Source organism: Lysobacter sp. CA199 (assembly GCF_052078715.1).
Taxonomy (GTDB): Bacteria; Pseudomonadota; Gammaproteobacteria; order Xanthomonadales; family Xanthomonadaceae; genus Lysobacter.
In genome coordinates this window covers 249,066-264,589 of sequence record NZ_JBQJIL010000012.1, presented here as the reverse complement: position 1 = coordinate 264,589, position 15,524 = coordinate 249,066, and the positions used below count along the sequence as shown (strand labels likewise).

Below are 15,524 nucleotides of genomic sequence, written 5' to 3'. Positions count from 1 at the left end.
GCGGCTTGCGCCGCTCCTACATGGGCGACTTGTAGGAGCGGCGCGAGCCGCGACCGCGAATCCTCAACTACCGCGCCTGCTCCTCACACCGGCGAAGGATTGCGCTCTTCGAACCCGGCCTGATGCCAATACGGATACGCCTTGTCGGTCGCACTGGCCGCATCGAGCCTGGCGACCTGCTCGGCGCTGAGATTCCAACCCACCGCGCCGAGGTTCTGCTTGAGCTGCTCCTCGTTGCGCGCGCCGATCACCACGGTCGCCACCGTCGGCCGCTGCAGCAACCAGTTCAGCGCGATCTGCGGCACGGTCTTGCCGGTTTCCGCGGCGATCTCGTCGAGCGCATCGACCACGCGGTACAAGTATTCGTCCTGCACCGGCGGCCCCTTGTCGGCGGTGACGTGCAGACGGCTGTTGTCCGGCAGCGGCTGGCCGCGCCGGATCTTGCCGGTCAAGCGCCCCCAACCCAGCGGGCTCCACACCACCGCGCCGACGCCCTGGTCCAGGCCCAACGGCATCAGTTCCCACTCGTAGTCGCGGCCGATCAGCGAGTAATACGCCTGATGTGCCACGTAGCGCGTCCAGCCGTAACGATCGGCGAGCGCCAACGACTTCATCAGGTGCCAGCCGGAAAAATTCGACACGCCCAGATAACGCAGCTTGCCGGCGCGGACCAGATCGTCGAGCGTGGACAGGGTTTCCTCGATCGGCGTGCGCGCGTCGAAGCCGTGCAACTGGAACAGATCGATGTAGTCGGTGCCCAGGCGCTTGAGCGAGGCATCGATGGAACGGATCAGATGATGGCGCGAGGAACCGACTTCGTTGACGCCTTCGCCGAAGCGGAAGGTGGCCTTGGTCGAGATCAGCACGCTGTCGCGCGCACGGCCCTTGATCGCCGCGCCGAGAATCGACTCGGCGGCGCCGTTGGAATAAATGTCGGCGCTGTCGAACAGATTCACCCCGGCCTCGATCGCGATGTCGAGCAGGCGGCGCGCGCCGTCGACGTCGGTCTGGCCCCAGGCCTTGAAGAACTCGCCTTCGCCGCCGAAGGTGCCGGTGCCGAAGCTCAACACCGGCACGCGCAGGCCGGATGCGCCCAGATAACGATGTTCCATGCTGCGCTCCTGTGGGGGAAAGAACTGCATTGCACGCCTTCGCGAGCAAAGCCTCAACCGTGCGGATGGAATGCTGCGTTGTGCGCGAACCGCGCGACACCATCCCCGGCCGCCCCTGTAGGAGCGGCGCAAGCCGCGACCGCACCGCTTCGCCTGCGCCGCAACGTCGGGCCCAGCCGCGTCGAATCTCTCCGCACCGACTCGACCGCCGACCGTTCTCAACGCCACGGTGCCCGTGCTTCATGAGCTGCGCGGCGCTATGAGAGCCCGTGGTCGCGGCTCGCGCCGCTCCTACTATCGGACAGCGCGCAGTCACCGCCCCGGAACGAACTTCACATCCGAAGGCGAGCTCATCGCCATCGTCTGCACGGTCTTGCCGAGCTTGCCGCTTTGTCCGTCGCGCTCGATCACCACCAGCGAATTGCTGTGCTGATTGGCGACCACCACGAAGCGTCCGTCCGGCGACAAGGCGAATTCGCGCGGGCCCTCGCCTTCGCTGGCGCGACGCTGCACCGCGCTCAGGCGACCGGTGCCGCCGTCGACCGCGTACACGACGATGTGATTGTCCTCGCCGCGATTGCTGGCGTACAAGAAACGGTCGTCGGCCGACAGGTGCAGCGCCGCGGCGGCATTGCCGCGGGTACGGCCGGGATCGAGCGCGACGGTCTGCGTCACGCTCAGGCCGCCGTCCTGGTAATCCAGCACCACCACTTCGCCGCTCATTTCCAAGGTCAGATAAGCGTGCCGCCCGCTCGCATCGAACAGCAGATGACGCGGACCGCTGCCGGCCGGCAATTCCAGGTGCGGCGTCTGCGCGGCCTGCAAGGGCCGCTCGGCGCTGCGCGCAGGATCGTAGCGATAGGCATACACCTTGTCCGCGCCCAGATCGGCCGCGTACACGTAGCGGCCGTCCTTCGACGGCACCGCCGCATGCACATGGGGCGAGAGCTGGCGCTCGCGGTCGGCCTGACTGGCGCGGTGAGTCAGCGATTGCACCGCCGGCTGCAAGCGGCCTTCGCCGTCGATCGGCAACACCGCGAGCGTCCCGCCGGGCGAGGCGTTGCCCGAATAGTTGGAGACGAACAAATAACGTCCGTCGAGGCTGGTGGCGGCGTGCGCGGGTTCATCGCCGAGGCTGTTGGCCTGCGACACGCGCCGCGAACGCGCTTCGCCGCGCGCCAGCGCGAAACTGCTGGCGCGGCCGACCGGATCGGCCGACTGCGGCCCGTTTTCGTTGACCGCGTACAGCGTGGCGCCGTCGGGCGAGAAGGTGAACCAGGACGGGTTATCGGTTTCGATCACCTCCAACGGCTCGGCGCCGATGCGGCCCTGGGCCGGATCGAAACGGTAGCGGCCGATGCCCTTGCAGACCGGACCGGTGTAGCAGCCGATCAGTAATTCGGTGGGCGCATCGCCGGCGGGTCGCGCGGCACCGGCCGCGGCGGCGAGGGTCGAGGTCATCAGCAGGCTCCAGGCAAACAGGACGGATCGCAGGGTCATCGGCAGTTCCGGGTGCGTCGGCACGAACGGCGATCGTGCATCAATCGGCGGCGATGACCAAGCGCGAATGTCCTGCGATGCGGCGTGGGTGCGCGTTTCGAAGCGTTTCGAAGCGTTTCGAGCGAAAAGCGTCGGACCTGAAGGCCCTCCCACACGATCTGTCCGACGCCACGCCGCTTTTTGTGGGAGGGCCTTCAGGCCCGACGCCTTTCGATCACATCGCCGCGCTGCTTCCACCCACCGCGCCACTCAGCGCCGATACGCATACTCCACATCGACCTGCGAAGTCACCTCGCCGCTCTGCGCCGGCGCTTCGGCCGCATAGTTGTAGGCGCGAGCGCCGTACTGCCGCGCGACCGGCGTCTGCGGCAGCCACCACGGGCGCTCGTCCTGGAAGGTCACCGCGGTCGCGCCCAGCAGCGTCCAACGCATTTCCACGGCCAGCAGTTCGGCCTTGCGCTTGGCGTCCTGCAAGGCCAGACGTCGCGCCCGATCGCCGTACTCGGGCAGCCGCTCCGACAAGGGCCTCACCTCGAATTCGGCGACGCCGGCCTCGGCCAATTGCTGCTGCAAACTCATCAGCGCCTCGGCGCCGCGCACCCGCAGGACGAAGCGGGTGTCGAAGCGGTAACCGCCGCCGTCGCGGATCCGCAGCCGCGGCGCATCTTCAGAGCGCTCGCTCAAGGCCGTCTGCCGCGCCTCGACGATACGCCGCGCGGCCGCGACCGCGGACAGATGCCGCTCGCGCGCGCCGCTCGCGTCCTCGGCCTGAGTCGCCACGTCGAAAGCCAGTTCGAACAGATCCGGTTGCCACGCCACCCGGCCGAAGCCGGCGACATGGAAGCGGCCGCCGTCGGCCACTTGCGCTTGCGCTTGCGTTGGCCCGATCAGGGCGCACAGCGCCAACAAACAGCTCGCGACGATCTTCATCGGCCGGATCTCCGTGCGCAGCGATGCGGCGATTTTGCCGCCGGCGGTCGCCGCAAGTCGATACCGCGCAACGCCGCCGCCCGCTTCGAAACCCCCGCAGGAGCCCCGGCTGGGCCCGGCCGCCGCGCCCGCGTATCCTAGGCGCCGCGCCGGCCACGCCTTCCGCGTCCGCCGGCGCCGCATCCGTCCCCGCTAGAGCGCCACCATGACCGATACCCCGCCCGACCACCTGTCCAACGATCCGCGCAGCCCGTTCTACCATCCGTCCGTGCTCGAGCGCGGCATCGGCATCCGCTTCAACGGTGTGGAGCGCAGCAACGTGGAGGAGTACTGCATCAGCGAAGGCTGGGTGCGCCTGCCGGTCGGCAAGTCCCTGGATCGTCGCGGCAACCCGATGACGATGAAGCACAAGGGCCAGGTCGAAGCCTATTACCTGCTGCCGGCGCCGGACGCCGAGTAAGCGCGTTGGCGGGCGCCGGTGTTGCGGCGTCCCTCTCCGGATCGACACGGTCGCTTTGTCTGTCGCGGGCGGCCGGCGGTTGCCGCGACGTGCTGCGATTGCCGGCGCGGCCTTGGCTCGCCCTTCGGCCCATCCCCGACTCACCGCGATATCGCGAAGTCTTTTGTGGGAGGGGCTTCAGCCCCGACGCTTTCCGGCCAGTGCCGGTGAAGGAACACCGCGATCGGATCGAAGAGCGTCGGGGCTGAAGCCCCTCCCACAAAAGACCTCGCGGTACCTCGCGGCTCCCAAGAGATCTCGCAAGTCCTGAGATCTCACGGCATCCCAAAGATCTCCCAACACCCCGAAGACCTGACGGCATCGCGCTATTTCGCGCCGATGTCGCAAACGCGTCTCCTGGATCGTCAATCAGGTACGAACCCCGAAGCGCCCTCGGCGCGGGGCCACGCCAAGACTTTCCGGAGCTCCGCCATGTCCCTCGCCGCCAGCCTGCTGTTGTTCAAACTCATCCTCCTCGCCGGTCTGGCGCTGTGGATCAGCCTGATCGCGTTCAACAACCTCGTCGCCTTCCGCAACGGCGTGTTCGGGATCGGCCAGATCATGCGCATGGCCCCGCTGGAGCAGGCGCCGGCGATCCAGACGCCGCTGCTCGCGCGCAGGATCGAAAGCCATCTGCTGCATCGCGCGGTGTTGAGCATCGTGCTGTTCGCCGAAATCTTCAGCGCGCTGTTGCTGTGGTCGGCGGTGGCGGCGCTGGCCGGAGCGGGCCTCGTCGCCGACCCGGTCGCGCTGGCCAATCTGGCGTTGAGCGCGTTCATGGCGACCTGCTTTGTGATGCTGATCGGCGGCAGTTGGTTCGCCTCACATCCGCCAGGATAATGTGCAGCTGCTGCACTTCGTGTTGATCGGCGTGTCGGTGCTCGCGCTGCTGGCGGTCAACCTGCGCGTCTGAGCCGCGCCGCCGTCAGGCCGCGGCGGTTTCGCGCAACTGGTCGCACAGCCGGCGCATGTCGCCGGCCAAGGGAGCGATGGGCTGCGGCAGTAGCAGCGCCGCTTCGATCAGGGCGCAGGCGCCGGCCGCATCGCCCTCGGCCGCGGCCAGCAGACCTTGCGCGTACGCGCCCAGCGGCGGGGTTTCGCCCAGCACCGGCTGCAACCACTCGCGCGCGTCCTTGGCGGTGCCGCGCATCACCAGCAACTGGGCCAGTTGGAAACGCGCGACCACGAAGCCCGGCACCGCGGCCAGCACCGCGCGCAGGCGTTCTTCGGCGCGCTCGTACAAGCCCAGTTGGGCGTGTTGGATCGCCAACAGATATTCGGCATGCAGATTGCCCGGATCGCGCTCCAACACGATTTTGAGCAGGCGCACGGCCTCGACATCGCGCGCCTGGGCGATGGCGGCGAAGGCGAGCTGCAGCAGGGCCGGATTGTCGAGCCGCGATTCGTTCATGCGGGCCTGCGCCTCCCCGGCGCCGGCGATCGGTTGCGAACCGGCATTGTGCCCCGGACCGGGCCAACGAAAAACCAACGCCCGTCATAACGAAAAGCGAAGACCCGCTCTCGTATGTTGCGATCGCCGCCGCCACGGGAGGAACCCCGAAGCGCCGCGGCCGACGTTGTTACGTCGTATCCGCCTGCCGCACAACCCCGATCATTGGAGGATCACCATGTTGTCGCGAACCGCGTCCCCGCTCGCCCTGCCCGTCCGCCGCCTGCCCGCCGCCGCGCTCGCCGCCGGCGTCGCCCTGGCCCTGATCCTGTCCGGCTGCAGCCGCAAGGTCGAACACAGCGAAGAAGAAGCCGCCTCCGCCGAAATCGTCTCGGTGCCGTCCTTGCCGCAAACCGAGCACTCCTTGTCGGTGCCGCAAACCAACACCGAACGCTACGCCAAGATCGAGGCCAACCCGATCCACCGCACCGCCGAGCAACCGGTGTCGACCTTCTCGATCGACGTGGACACCGGCAGCTACGCCAACGTGCGGCGCATGCTCGCCGCCGGCGAATTGCCGCCCAAGGACGCGGTGCGGGTCGAGGAACTGGTGAATTATTTCGACTACGGCTATCCGCGACCCACCTCCAAGGACACGCCGTTCAAGGTGTCCACCGAGTTGGCGCCGGCGCCGTGGAACGCCAAGCATGTGCTGATGCAGATCGGCATCCAGGGCTACGATGTCGACAAAAGCGAGCTGCCGCCGGCCAATCTGGTGCTGCTGATCGACACCTCCGGCTCGATGGACGAGCCCGACAAGCTGCCGCTGCTCAAGCGCGCCTTCGCCCAACTGATACCGCAGTTGCGCGAGCAGGACCGGGTCTCGATCGTGGCCTACGCCGGCTCGGCCGGACTGGTGCTGCCGCCGACCCCGGGTAATCGCGGCGGCGAGATTCTCGACGCGCTCGAACGCCTGCAGGCCGGCGGCTCGACCAACGGCGGCGAAGGCATCCAACTGGCTTACGCGACCGCGCGCCAGGCCTTCGTCAAGGACGGCATCAACCGCGTGCTGCTGGCTACCGACGGCGATTTCAACGTCGGCGTGTCCGACCAGTCGGCGCTGGAAACCCTGGTCGCCGACCAGCGCAAATCGGGAATCGCGCTGAGCACGCTGGGCTTCGGCACCGGCAACTACAACGACGCCATGGCCGAGCAACTGGCCGATCTGGGCAACGGCAATCACGCCTACATCGACACCGCGCTGGAAGCGCAGAAGGTGTTGAACGAGGAACTGGGCTCGACCCTGCTGACCATCGCCGGCGACGTCAAGGTGCAGGTCGAGTTCAATCCTTCGGTGGTCGCCGAATACCGCCTGATCGGTTACGAGAACCGCGTGCTCAAGCGCGAGGATTTCAACAACGACCAGGTCGATGCCGGCGAAATCGGCGCCGGGCACGACGTCACCGCCTTGTACGAACTGGCCCTGGTCGGCTCCGGCGGCGAATCGGTCGATCCGCTGCGCTACGGCAAGGACGCCCAGGCCGCCGAGGCCAAGCCGGCCGCGACCGCGACCGACGCCAAGGCCGGCGAAGTGGCGTTGCTGCGCCTGCGCTACAAACGCCCCGGCGAGACCGACAGCCGCCTGATCGAAGCCCCGCTGCAGCGCAGCGACATCGCCGGCGAACCCAGTGAACGCATGCGCTTCGCCGCCGCAGTGGCCGGTTACGGCGACCTGCTGCGCGGCGGCACTTATGTCGGGGATTACGGCTGGGATGGCGTGATCGGGCTGGCGCGCAGCGCGCGCGGCGACGATCGCAACGGTTACCGCGGGGAGTTCTTGCAGTTGATGCAAACCGCGAAGAGTCTGCAGGCCGCAGGTGGGGCGACGAAGGGTGCGGCGGTGGCCGAAGAATAGGGCTTCGCGTTGCCCACATCCCACCCGACCCCGGCCCGAACGCATAGCGTTCGGGCGTTCGGGGCCGCGCGAGCCGGTGGCTCGCAAGCGCGGCCCCTCACCCCGCTTGCGGGAGAGGGTTAGGGTGAGGGCAGCGAGCCCTCAGGCCCCTTGCGCCACCACGTTATCGCGCTTGTTCAAACCCATCGCGAAATACAGCACCAGCAGCAGGATCAAGAACGCCGGCCCGACGTACAACGCCACCCGCGTATCCGGGAAATAGGCCATCAAGCCGATCACCAGCACCAGGAATGCCAGCGCGACCCACGAGGCCACCGGGAACATCGGCATCTTGAACGCCAGATTCGCGCGTTCCTCGGCGCTGAGCCGCGCGCGGAACTTCATGTGCGACACCAGGATCACGCCCCAGGTCCAGATCGCGCCGAAGGTGGCGATCGAGGTCACCCACACGAACACCTTGGCCGGCGCCAGATAGTTCAGCGCCACGCCGATCAGCAGCGCCGTCACCGACACCAGGATCGCCGCGCGCGGCACGCCGCCGGGCGAGGTGTTGGCGAAGAACGCCGGCGCCTGCTTCTGCTGGGCCAGGTTGTAGAGCATGCGCCCGGTGCTGAAGATGCCGCCGTTGCACGAGGACAACGCCGCGGTCAGCACCACGAAGTTGATGATGCCGGCCGCCTCGCGGATGCCCATGCGTTCGAAAGTCATCACGAACGGACTGCCGGTGGTGCCCAACTCGTTCCACGGGTACAGCGACAAGATCACGAACAGCGCGCCGACGTAGAAGATCACGATCCGCCAGAACACCGAATTGATCGCGTCGGGTATCGACTTCTGCGGATTGGCCGCCTCGCCCGCGGTCAGGCCGATCATCTCCACGCCGAGGTAGGCGAACATCACCATTTGCAGCGACATCAGCACGCCCTGCGCGCCGTTGGGGAAGAAGCCCCCGTGCACCCACAGATTGCTGATGCCGGTGGCCACGCCGTTGTTGCCGAAACCGAACACGATCATGCCCAGGCCGGCCAGGATCATCACCACGATGGTCACGACCTTGATCATCGCGAACCAGAATTCGAACTCGCCGTAGGCCTTGACCGTGATCAGGTTGACCGAGCCCATCGCGATCAGCGCCGCCAGCGCCCACACCCATTGCTGGGATTCGGGGAACCACACCTGCATGTAGACGCCGACCGCGGTGATCTCGGCCACGCAGGTCACCAGCCACAGGAACCAGTAGTTCCAACCGGTCAGATACCCCGACAGCGGCCCCAGATAGTCGCGCGCATAACGGCTGAACGAGCCGGCGACCGGGTTGTGCACCGCCATCTCGCCGAGCGCGCGCATGATGATGAAGATCGCGCCGCCGCCGAGCAGATAGGCCAGCAGGATGCCGGGGCCGGCGAGCTTGATCGCGTTGGCCGACCCGAGGAACAGGCCGACGCCGATCGCGGCGCCCAGGGCCATGAGTCGAATATGGCGCTCACTGAGGCCACGGTGTAGTTGCTGCTGGCTGTTCTGCATCCGCGGGGCTCCCGGCTGCTCCCGACACGACGACCGTGCTGCGCTCAACGCGGCCGGGCGGGAATCGGCGAAGCATACTCCGGGTGTCCACGCTCTGGCAGGCGGAAGACTTCTTGTTTTTCTCCCCTTTTTCTCCCCTGTCCTGCCAGGACGAGGCTTTGAGGTCCTTAGGCCATGGGCGAACGCGGCGTCCGGCGTCGTCGCTGAAGCCCCTCCCACGAGACTTCGGGTTCCGCTTCTTTTGTGGGAGGGGCTTCAGCCCCGACGCCCTCCAGTCCGGAGCGCGCCCTTGTCCGACCGCCCGCTCCGACTCCCTCTCCCTCTCCCGCTTGCGGGAGAGGGCCGGGGTGAGGGCCCCGCGGAGCCGGCCCCTCAGCTCTTGAGCTTGTACCCGGTGCGGAAGATCCACCACACCGCGACCAGGCACAGCACCATGAACCCGGCGGTCATGCCCACGCTCAGGCCGATGTCCACGTCGGACTTGCCGTAGAAACTCCAACGGAAGCCGTTGACCAGATACACCACCGGATTGAACAGCGACACCCCGCGCCAGAACGGCGGCAGCATGTCGATCGAGTAGAAGCTGCCGCCGAGGAAGGTCAGCGGCATCACGATCATCATCGGGATCATCTGCAGCTTCTCGAACCCGTCGGCCCACACCCCGATGATGAAGCCGAACAGGCTGAAGGTCACCGCGGTCAGCACCAGGAACACCGCCATCCACAGCGGATGGACGATGGTGAAATCGACGAAGCAGCGCGCGGTGATCAGCATCAGCAGTCCCAGGATCACCGACTTGGTCGCCGCCGCGCCGACATAGCCGCAGATCACCTCGACGAACGACACCGGCGCCGACAACAGCTCATAGATCGTGCCCGACCACTTGGGCAGATAGATGCCGAAGGAAGCGTTGGAGATGCTCTCGGTCAGCAGCGACATCATGATCAGCCCCGGCACGATGAAGGCGCCGTAGCTGATCCCGCCGATCTCGACCATGCGCGATCCGATCGCCGAACCGAACACGATGAAGTACAGCGAGGTCGACAGCACCGGCGTGGCGATGGACTGCATAAGGGTGCGGAAGGTGCGGTGCATCTCGAAGAAATAGATCGCCTTGATCGCATGCAGGTTCATGAGCGCGCCTCCACAGCTTTTTCCGAGGACTTCTCCGTTTTTGGCGACCTGACCAGATTCACGAAGATTTCCTCCAGCGAACTCTGGCTGGTGTTGAGGTCCTTGAACTCGATCCCGTGTTCGCCCAGCCGCTTGAGCAGCGCGGCGATGCCGGTGTCCTCGGCCTGGGCGTCGAAGGTGTAGATCAATTCGTTGCCGTCCTGGGCCAGGCTCAGCGAATCGTCGCGCAACCCCTCCGGCAGTGCCGGCAACGGCGTCTGCAACTGCAGCGTCAGTTGTTTCTTGCCGAGCTTGCGCATCAAGGTGCGCTTGTCCTCGACCAGCACGATCTCGCCCTTGTTGATGACCCCGACCCGATCGGCCATTTCCTCGGCCTCGTCGATGTAGTGGGTGGTCAGGATGATGGTCACCCCGCTGTCGCGCAGCCGCGAGACCATCGCCCACATCTCCCGGCGCAGTTCCACGTCCACGCCCGCGGTGGGCTCGTCCAGGAACAGGATGCTGGGCTCGTGCGACAAGGCCTTGGCGATCAGCACGCGGCGCTTCATGCCGCCTGACAACGCCATGATCTTCTCGCCGCGCTTGTCCCACAGCGACAGCTCGCGCAGCAGCTTCTCCAGGTACTCCGCGTTGGGCGCCTTGCCGTACAGACCGCGGCTGAAGCGCACCGTGTCCCACACGGTTTCGAATGCGTCGGTGTGCAGTTCCTGCGGCACCAGCCCGATCGCCGAGCGCGCGGCGCGGTAGTCGCGCACGATGTCGTGGCCGTCGGCGAACACCTTGCCCTCACCGGGATTGACGATGCCGCAGACGATGCTGATCAAAGTGGTCTTGCCCGCGCCGTTGGGGCCGAGCAGGGCGAAGATCTCGCCGCGGCGGATGTCCAGGTCTACGCGCTTGAGCGCCTGGAAACCGCCGGCGTAGGTCTTGGTCAGTCCCTGGATGGAAACGATGTTGGTCGCATCCGCGCTGGAGGCGGCGGAAGCGGTGACGGCCGATTCGGAAGCAGACGGCATGGAGACTCCGCAAAAGACGGCAGGAAGGCGGCACTCGCGTGCGTTCGCCGGCGCGATCGCGAAACCGTTCGCGACCGCGCGGACACGGACCACGCAGGATTCGCGGTCGCTCGGTGCGGCGCGGCATCGTGCTGATGCCTCGTCGCGCGCCGGCCAGTGTACGGCCCGCGCGCGCCGGCGGGTTCGCCGGACGCACGATCGGCCAGACCCTGACTCAGCGTTCGGCCAGATACGCGTCCAGGCGCTCGAAGGTTTCCGCCCAGCCGGGGATGATCTGCTGCGATTCGATCTCGATGCGCTCGGCTTCACTGGCGAACGCGATCTCCAGCGTCAACAAGGTCCGCTCCGCGCCGTCCTCGGCGAAGCTCACCGTGACCCGCGACTGCTGCGAAGGCCGCTCATCGTCCCAATCGTCGACATAGACCAGACGCTGGGGTTCGACGATCTCCTGGTAGACGCCCTTGATCGGATACTCGGTGCCGTCCGGGGCGATCATGCAGATGCGGAACTGGCCGCCGACGGCGACATCCATCTGCCGCACCACGCTGCGGAACCCGTGCGGGCCCCACCAGCGCGCGACGTGGACCGGATCGGTCCAGGCCAGGAACACCAGGTCGCGCGGAGCGTGAATGATGCGTTGCAGGGTGATGCTGCGTTCTTCGATGCGATGGGTCGTGCGGGCCGGCGGAACGGCGAGCGCGCTGGAACCGTCTGACGTCATGTCGGAACTCCTGAGCAGGAAAACGCCGCGCCGCGCCTCGGGGGAGCCGAGGCCGTTGCGGTGCGGACCGAGATTGGATCGATCTTATAAACCGCTAAGCTATTTAACCGATTGGGAAACTACAACCCGTGCGCAGCCGCGTCAAGGCGATCGGCACCCAGGATCCACAGACTCGTCCCACCGCCTGAGATGGCGAAGGCGCGCGCATGAACCGACGTCGCGACCGGCGAATTCCAGGTCGGGACGCGGCCTGCACCGCTTCGAGAGGGCGACTGCGGGCGCGGCGCCTGCCGCCAACCGGCGCCGCGGCCGTCACTCCGCCTCGTGCGGCCGGACCTTGCGTGGCCGCTTAGGTCCCGGCGCAGAATGTCGGCCTTGCGCCGAATCGATCTGATCGATCCAACCCGCGCGCGACTGCGCGAACGCATCGGCGTAAGGCACGTAAGGCTTGATGTCGAGCACCGGCGTGCCGTCGAGCAAGTCGACCCCGCGCACGATCAGGGCGCGCGCCTCCACCGCGACCAGTTCCACCGCCGACAACCCCAACGGATTGGGCCGATGCGGCGAGCGCGTGGCCAACACTCCGCGCTTGGGCCCGCCGCGCGGCGGCTTGACCTGCGCCTTCCAGCCCTGGCTGCGGCTGAACGCGAAGATCAGCCAGATCCGCTCGAAACCCTCCAGATCGGCGAAGGCCGCATCGGGCAGATCCTCGACGAACTCGATCCGCGCCTGCACCGCGTCGCCGGTTTGCGTCCCCTGCACCACCGTCGGCTGATGCGGCGCGTCGATGCGCTGCGCGTACGGAGAGCGCAGATAGGCGATCGGGCGGCAGAGGTAGGTGTCGGACATCGTGGGTGTGGATGGCTGTGAGCGAGTATTGTCGCTGCTACGCCGCGGGCGCGTCGATGCATGCTCGCAACCGCTGCACCTACCGCGACCGGACTTTGCGAACCGCCGCTCGTCGGTCGACGAGAACATGTCATGGGCGCTTCCGATTTCGAACTGTGCCTCGACAAGACCGAGGACGCCGTAGGTGACCGCGCTGTCGGCCGCGTTGCAGGCGAGAGCAAAGCTCGCGCTTTCCAGCGAAAGCTAGGCGCGACCGACTCTGGCGAAACAGGGGGCCTGGCAAACCTCGCGGGCCACTTGGAGCGGCGTGCAGTCGGCCCGGGCTGGGCGCACATGTGTTTTGTCACTGCTGGTCCCTGCACCGGTAGCGCTATCCTTCTGGAACGTCGGCGCGACCGCCCGGCCCTTTCCCGATCCCGAGGTAGCGATGAAATTCCTCGTAATGATCTACAACGACGACCAGCTGATCGAGGCGTTGCCCGACGGCGAGTACGCGACCATGATGCGCGGCTGCATCGCCCATGCCGACGAAATGCGCGAGCAAGGCACGCTGCTGGATTCGCAGATGCTCGGTCCGCCGGCCAAGGCGGTCTCGCTGCGCACCCGCGCCGGCCGCACCACGTTTCTCGACGGGCCTTTCGCCGAAGCCAAGGAGTATCTGGGCGGCTTCAATCTGATCGAAGCGGCGGACATGGACGAGGCGCTGCGTATCGCGCAGGAATTTCCGTGGAGCCGCACCGGCCGGATCGAAGTGCGGCCGGTGATGGATTTCGAAAGCGTGCGTCAGCATTTCAACGCGTGATACCGCTGCGATGAGTCGCTGAAACGAGGCCGGCGGGGGAGCCGCCGGCCCGCGCGCTCGGGCGCGGCGGAAGGCCGAAGCGCCCGGCCGCAACCCCGATCGGGATGCCGGCGCGTTGGCAACGGGGCAGGCCACATTCCGGCCGCAGGGGCGCCGCCCCGCCCACCCGACAAGGACGACCGCATGAAAACCCTGCCCTCGATCTGGCTGCTCGCCGCCGCGCTGAGCCTGGCCGCGTGCGACGCGCCCGGCGCCGCGGGCGATGCCTCCGGCAGCGCCACCCGAGCCCCGGCCGGCAAGACCCTCGCCGCCTTCGCCAGCGAAGCCGAACTGCGCCAGACCCTGACCCGATTGAGCAAGCAACGGCAAGACAGCGTGTCGCTGCCGGATATGCCCGTCGCCGCCGCGGCCGATGCCGCCGCGGCACCGGCCGAACCGACCCAGCAGGAGGCCGCGCCCGTGTCGCGCGCCGACGCGTCCGCCGATGCGATCACCAACGTCCAGACCCAGGGCGTAGACGAGGGCGGCATCGTCAAGAAACAAGGCGACTATCTGATCGTGCTGCGGCGCGGCCGCTTGTTCACCATCCGCGTCGGCGACGACCAACTGCAACCGGTGTCGTCGATCGACGCATTCGCGCCGCAATCCGATCCCAGCCAGACCTGGTACGACGAGATGCTGGTCTCCGACGGCACCGTCGCGGTGATCGGCTACAGCTACGATCGCGGCGGCACCGAAATCGGCCTGTTCGATCTGGGCCCGCAAGGTCAGTTGAGTTACCGCGACACCTATCAGCTGCGCAGCAACGATTATTACTCGGCGAGCAACTACGCCAGCCGGCTGATCGGCCGCACCTTGGTGTTCTACGCGCCGATGTCGGTGACCAGCGAGGATCCGGCGCAAACGCTGCCGGCGCTGCGTCGCTGGCATCCGGGCGCCACGCCCGACGAGTTCAAGCGGATCCTGCCGGCCGAGCGGATTTATCGCAGTCCCGATCCGGTCGATCTGTTCGATGCGACCTTGCACAGCGTGAGCCTGTGCGATCTGGATGCGCCGCGCATGAGCTGCCGTTCCACCGCGGTGTTCGGTCCGTCGAGCCGCAGCTTCTATGTCTCCGAGGATGCGGTCTACGTGTGGACGTCGAGCTACCACGGGCAACGGCCCGGCAAGCCCAACGCCTCGGTGTTCCGCATTCCGCTCGACGGCGGCGCGCCGGCCGCGTTGCGCGCGAGCGGCGCGCCGGTGGATCAGATGTCGTTCCTGCAACGCGACGGCTGGCTCAACGTGCTGGTCGGCAGCATGAGCGAAGGCGATGGCATGTGGTCTTCGCACAGCGAGGTCGGAGATCTGGCTCTGCTGCGCGTGCGCGTGGATCAATTCGGCGACGGCGGCTTCAGCGCCGATCGCTCCGCGTATCGCCCGCTGCCGGAAGCCGATCTGCAGCAGGCGCAGTTGCATGCGCGCTTCATCGGCGATTGGCTGGTGTTCGGCGGCGGCCAAAGCTGGGGCGGCCAGCGCGCACCGCCGCAAGCGCACGCCCTGCGTTACGCCGCGCGCGAGGCGGTGCAGAGCTTGCCGCTGCGGCATCGTGTCGACCGGGTCGACGCCCTGGGCCGCGACGCGGTGGCGATCGGCGCGCGTGACGGCGCCGAGAGCGAAGGCCTGCACTTCACCAGCCTGCGCCTGAGCGCGCAGGCGCAGGTCGCCGGCCATTACCTGCAGCCTCAGGCCGCGCAAGGCGACCAGCGTACCCACGGTTTCTTCTATCGGCCCGACAACGCCGACGGCGGCGTGCTCGGCTTGCCTATCCTCGGCGCCGACGCACGGGGCCGCGCGCACGCCAGCGTGCTGTATCTACGCAACGCCGATCTGGCCCTGAGCCCGATAGGCACGCTGGATTCCAAGACCGCCGCCGACATCGACGACGGTTGCCGGGTCAGCTGCGTGGACTGGTATGGCAACGCGCGGCCGATCTTCGTCGGCGAGCGGGTGTTCGCGCTGCTGGGTTACGAGTTGGTCGAAGGCCGCCGCGACGGCGGTCGCATCGTCGAACGGCGGCGCAGCAATTTCTCGCCCAGGCTCGTCACCGCGCCCTGATCGCCGCGATGGCCTGACCGCTCCCCCGCCCCGGC

15 protein-coding genes are annotated in these 15,524 nt (G+C 67.3%); 5 read left to right on the top strand and 10 right to left on the bottom strand.

Going from position 1 to position 15,524, the window contains the following annotated elements; translation table 11 throughout:
* Positions 1 to 83: 83 nt before the first annotated feature.
* The 3 genes from ACTOWJ_RS22500 to ACTOWJ_RS22490 form a co-directional block, all read right to left on the bottom strand.
* A complete protein-coding gene (locus tag ACTOWJ_RS22500; RefSeq protein WP_441336845.1) occupies positions 84 to 1,112 on the bottom strand; it encodes an aldo/keto reductase in 1,029 nt (342 codons plus the stop codon).
* Positions 1,113 to 1,424: 312 nt separating this feature from the next.
* The gene (locus tag ACTOWJ_RS22495) at positions 1,425 to 2,612 is read right to left on the bottom strand and encodes a lactonase family protein (protein ID WP_441336844.1); all 1,188 of its coding nucleotides are present in this window, start codon (positions 2,610 to 2,612) and stop codon (positions 1,425 to 1,427) included.
* 249 nt (positions 2,613 to 2,861) lie between these two features.
* Positions 2,862 to 3,542 carry an SIMPL domain-containing protein gene (locus ACTOWJ_RS22490; protein ID WP_441336843.1) on the bottom strand — a complete coding sequence of 227 codons (681 nt, stop codon included), beginning with the start codon at positions 3,540 to 3,542 and terminating at the stop codon, positions 2,862 to 2,864.
* A 205-nt stretch (positions 3,543 to 3,747) separates the two neighbouring features.
* Between ACTOWJ_RS22490 and ACTOWJ_RS22485 the strand changes: the two genes are divergently transcribed.
* Positions 3,748 to 4,002 (top strand): DUF3297 family protein, encoded by a 255-nt coding sequence (locus tag ACTOWJ_RS22485; protein ID WP_441336842.1) that lies wholly within the window; start codon positions 3,748 to 3,750, stop codon positions 4,000 to 4,002.
* Between the two features lie 140 nt (positions 4,003 to 4,142).
* Here the strand turns inward: ACTOWJ_RS22485 and ACTOWJ_RS22480 are convergent, their stop codons facing one another.
* Positions 4,143 to 4,262 carry a DUF6053 domain-containing protein gene (locus tag ACTOWJ_RS22480; RefSeq protein ID WP_441336841.1) on the bottom strand — a complete coding sequence of 40 codons (120 nt, stop codon included), beginning with the start codon at positions 4,260 to 4,262 and terminating at the stop codon, positions 4,143 to 4,145.
* Positions 4,263 to 4,473: 211 nt separating this feature from the next.
* On the opposite strand from ACTOWJ_RS22480, the gene ACTOWJ_RS22475 reads away from it, so the two are divergent.
* A complete protein-coding gene (locus tag ACTOWJ_RS22475) occupies positions 4,474 to 4,881 on the top strand; it encodes a DUF2165 family protein (protein ID WP_441336840.1) in 408 nt (135 codons plus the stop codon).
* 85 nt (positions 4,882 to 4,966) lie between these two features.
* On the opposite strand, the gene ACTOWJ_RS22470 is transcribed toward ACTOWJ_RS22475, so the two are convergent.
* Complete coding sequence (locus tag ACTOWJ_RS22470; protein ID WP_441336839.1) at positions 4,967 to 5,452, bottom strand: tetratricopeptide repeat protein; 486 nt, start codon at positions 5,450 to 5,452, stop codon at positions 4,967 to 4,969.
* 217 nt (positions 5,453 to 5,669) lie between these two features.
* Between ACTOWJ_RS22470 and ACTOWJ_RS22465 the strand changes: the two genes are divergently transcribed.
* Positions 5,670 to 7,346: a vWA domain-containing protein gene (locus ACTOWJ_RS22465; protein ID WP_441336838.1), complete on the top strand. Its 1,677-nt coding sequence runs from the start codon at positions 5,670 to 5,672 to the stop codon at positions 7,344 to 7,346.
* Between the two features lie 141 nt (positions 7,347 to 7,487).
* Here ACTOWJ_RS22465 and ACTOWJ_RS22460 read toward each other — a convergent pair whose 3' ends face one another.
* The 5 genes from ACTOWJ_RS22460 to tsaA all read right to left on the bottom strand — a co-directional run bounded on the left by ACTOWJ_RS22460 (position 7,488) and on the right by tsaA (position 12,590).
* Complete coding sequence (locus tag ACTOWJ_RS22460; protein ID WP_441336837.1) at positions 7,488 to 8,870, bottom strand: amino acid permease; 1,383 nt, start codon at positions 8,868 to 8,870, stop codon at positions 7,488 to 7,490.
* A gap of 372 nt (positions 8,871 to 9,242) precedes the next feature.
* Entirely contained in the window at positions 9,243 to 10,004 is a 762-nt protein-coding gene (locus ACTOWJ_RS22455) for an ABC transporter permease (protein WP_441336836.1), read from the bottom strand.
* Entirely contained in the window at positions 10,001 to 11,020 is a 1,020-nt protein-coding gene (locus ACTOWJ_RS22450) for an ABC transporter ATP-binding protein (RefSeq protein ID WP_441336835.1), read from the bottom strand. Before ACTOWJ_RS22450 ends, ACTOWJ_RS22455 begins: the two co-directional genes overlap by 4 nt.
* Before the next feature lie 214 nt (positions 11,021 to 11,234).
* Positions 11,235 to 11,741, bottom strand: coding sequence for an SRPBCC domain-containing protein (locus ACTOWJ_RS22445; RefSeq protein ID WP_441336834.1), 507 nt, complete (start codon positions 11,739 to 11,741; stop codon positions 11,235 to 11,237).
* A 312-nt stretch (positions 11,742 to 12,053) separates the two neighbouring features.
* Positions 12,054 to 12,590, bottom strand: coding sequence for a tRNA (N6-threonylcarbamoyladenosine(37)-N6)-methyltransferase TrmO (gene tsaA / locus ACTOWJ_RS22440; protein WP_441336833.1), 537 nt, complete (start codon positions 12,588 to 12,590; stop codon positions 12,054 to 12,056).
* Between the two features lie 427 nt (positions 12,591 to 13,017).
* Here tsaA and ACTOWJ_RS22435 point away from each other — a divergent pair, with 427 nt between their 5' ends.
* Together ACTOWJ_RS22435 and ACTOWJ_RS22430 are read left to right on the top strand one after the other, a co-directional pair.
* Complete coding sequence (locus tag ACTOWJ_RS22435) at positions 13,018 to 13,392, top strand: YciI family protein (RefSeq protein ID WP_441336832.1); 375 nt, start codon at positions 13,018 to 13,020, stop codon at positions 13,390 to 13,392.
* A 183-nt stretch (positions 13,393 to 13,575) separates the two neighbouring features.
* Positions 13,576 to 15,489, top strand: a complete 1,914-nt coding sequence (locus ACTOWJ_RS22430; RefSeq protein WP_441336831.1) for a beta-propeller domain-containing protein — start codon at positions 13,576 to 13,578, stop codon at positions 15,487 to 15,489.
* Positions 15,490 to 15,524: the final 35 nt, after the last annotated feature.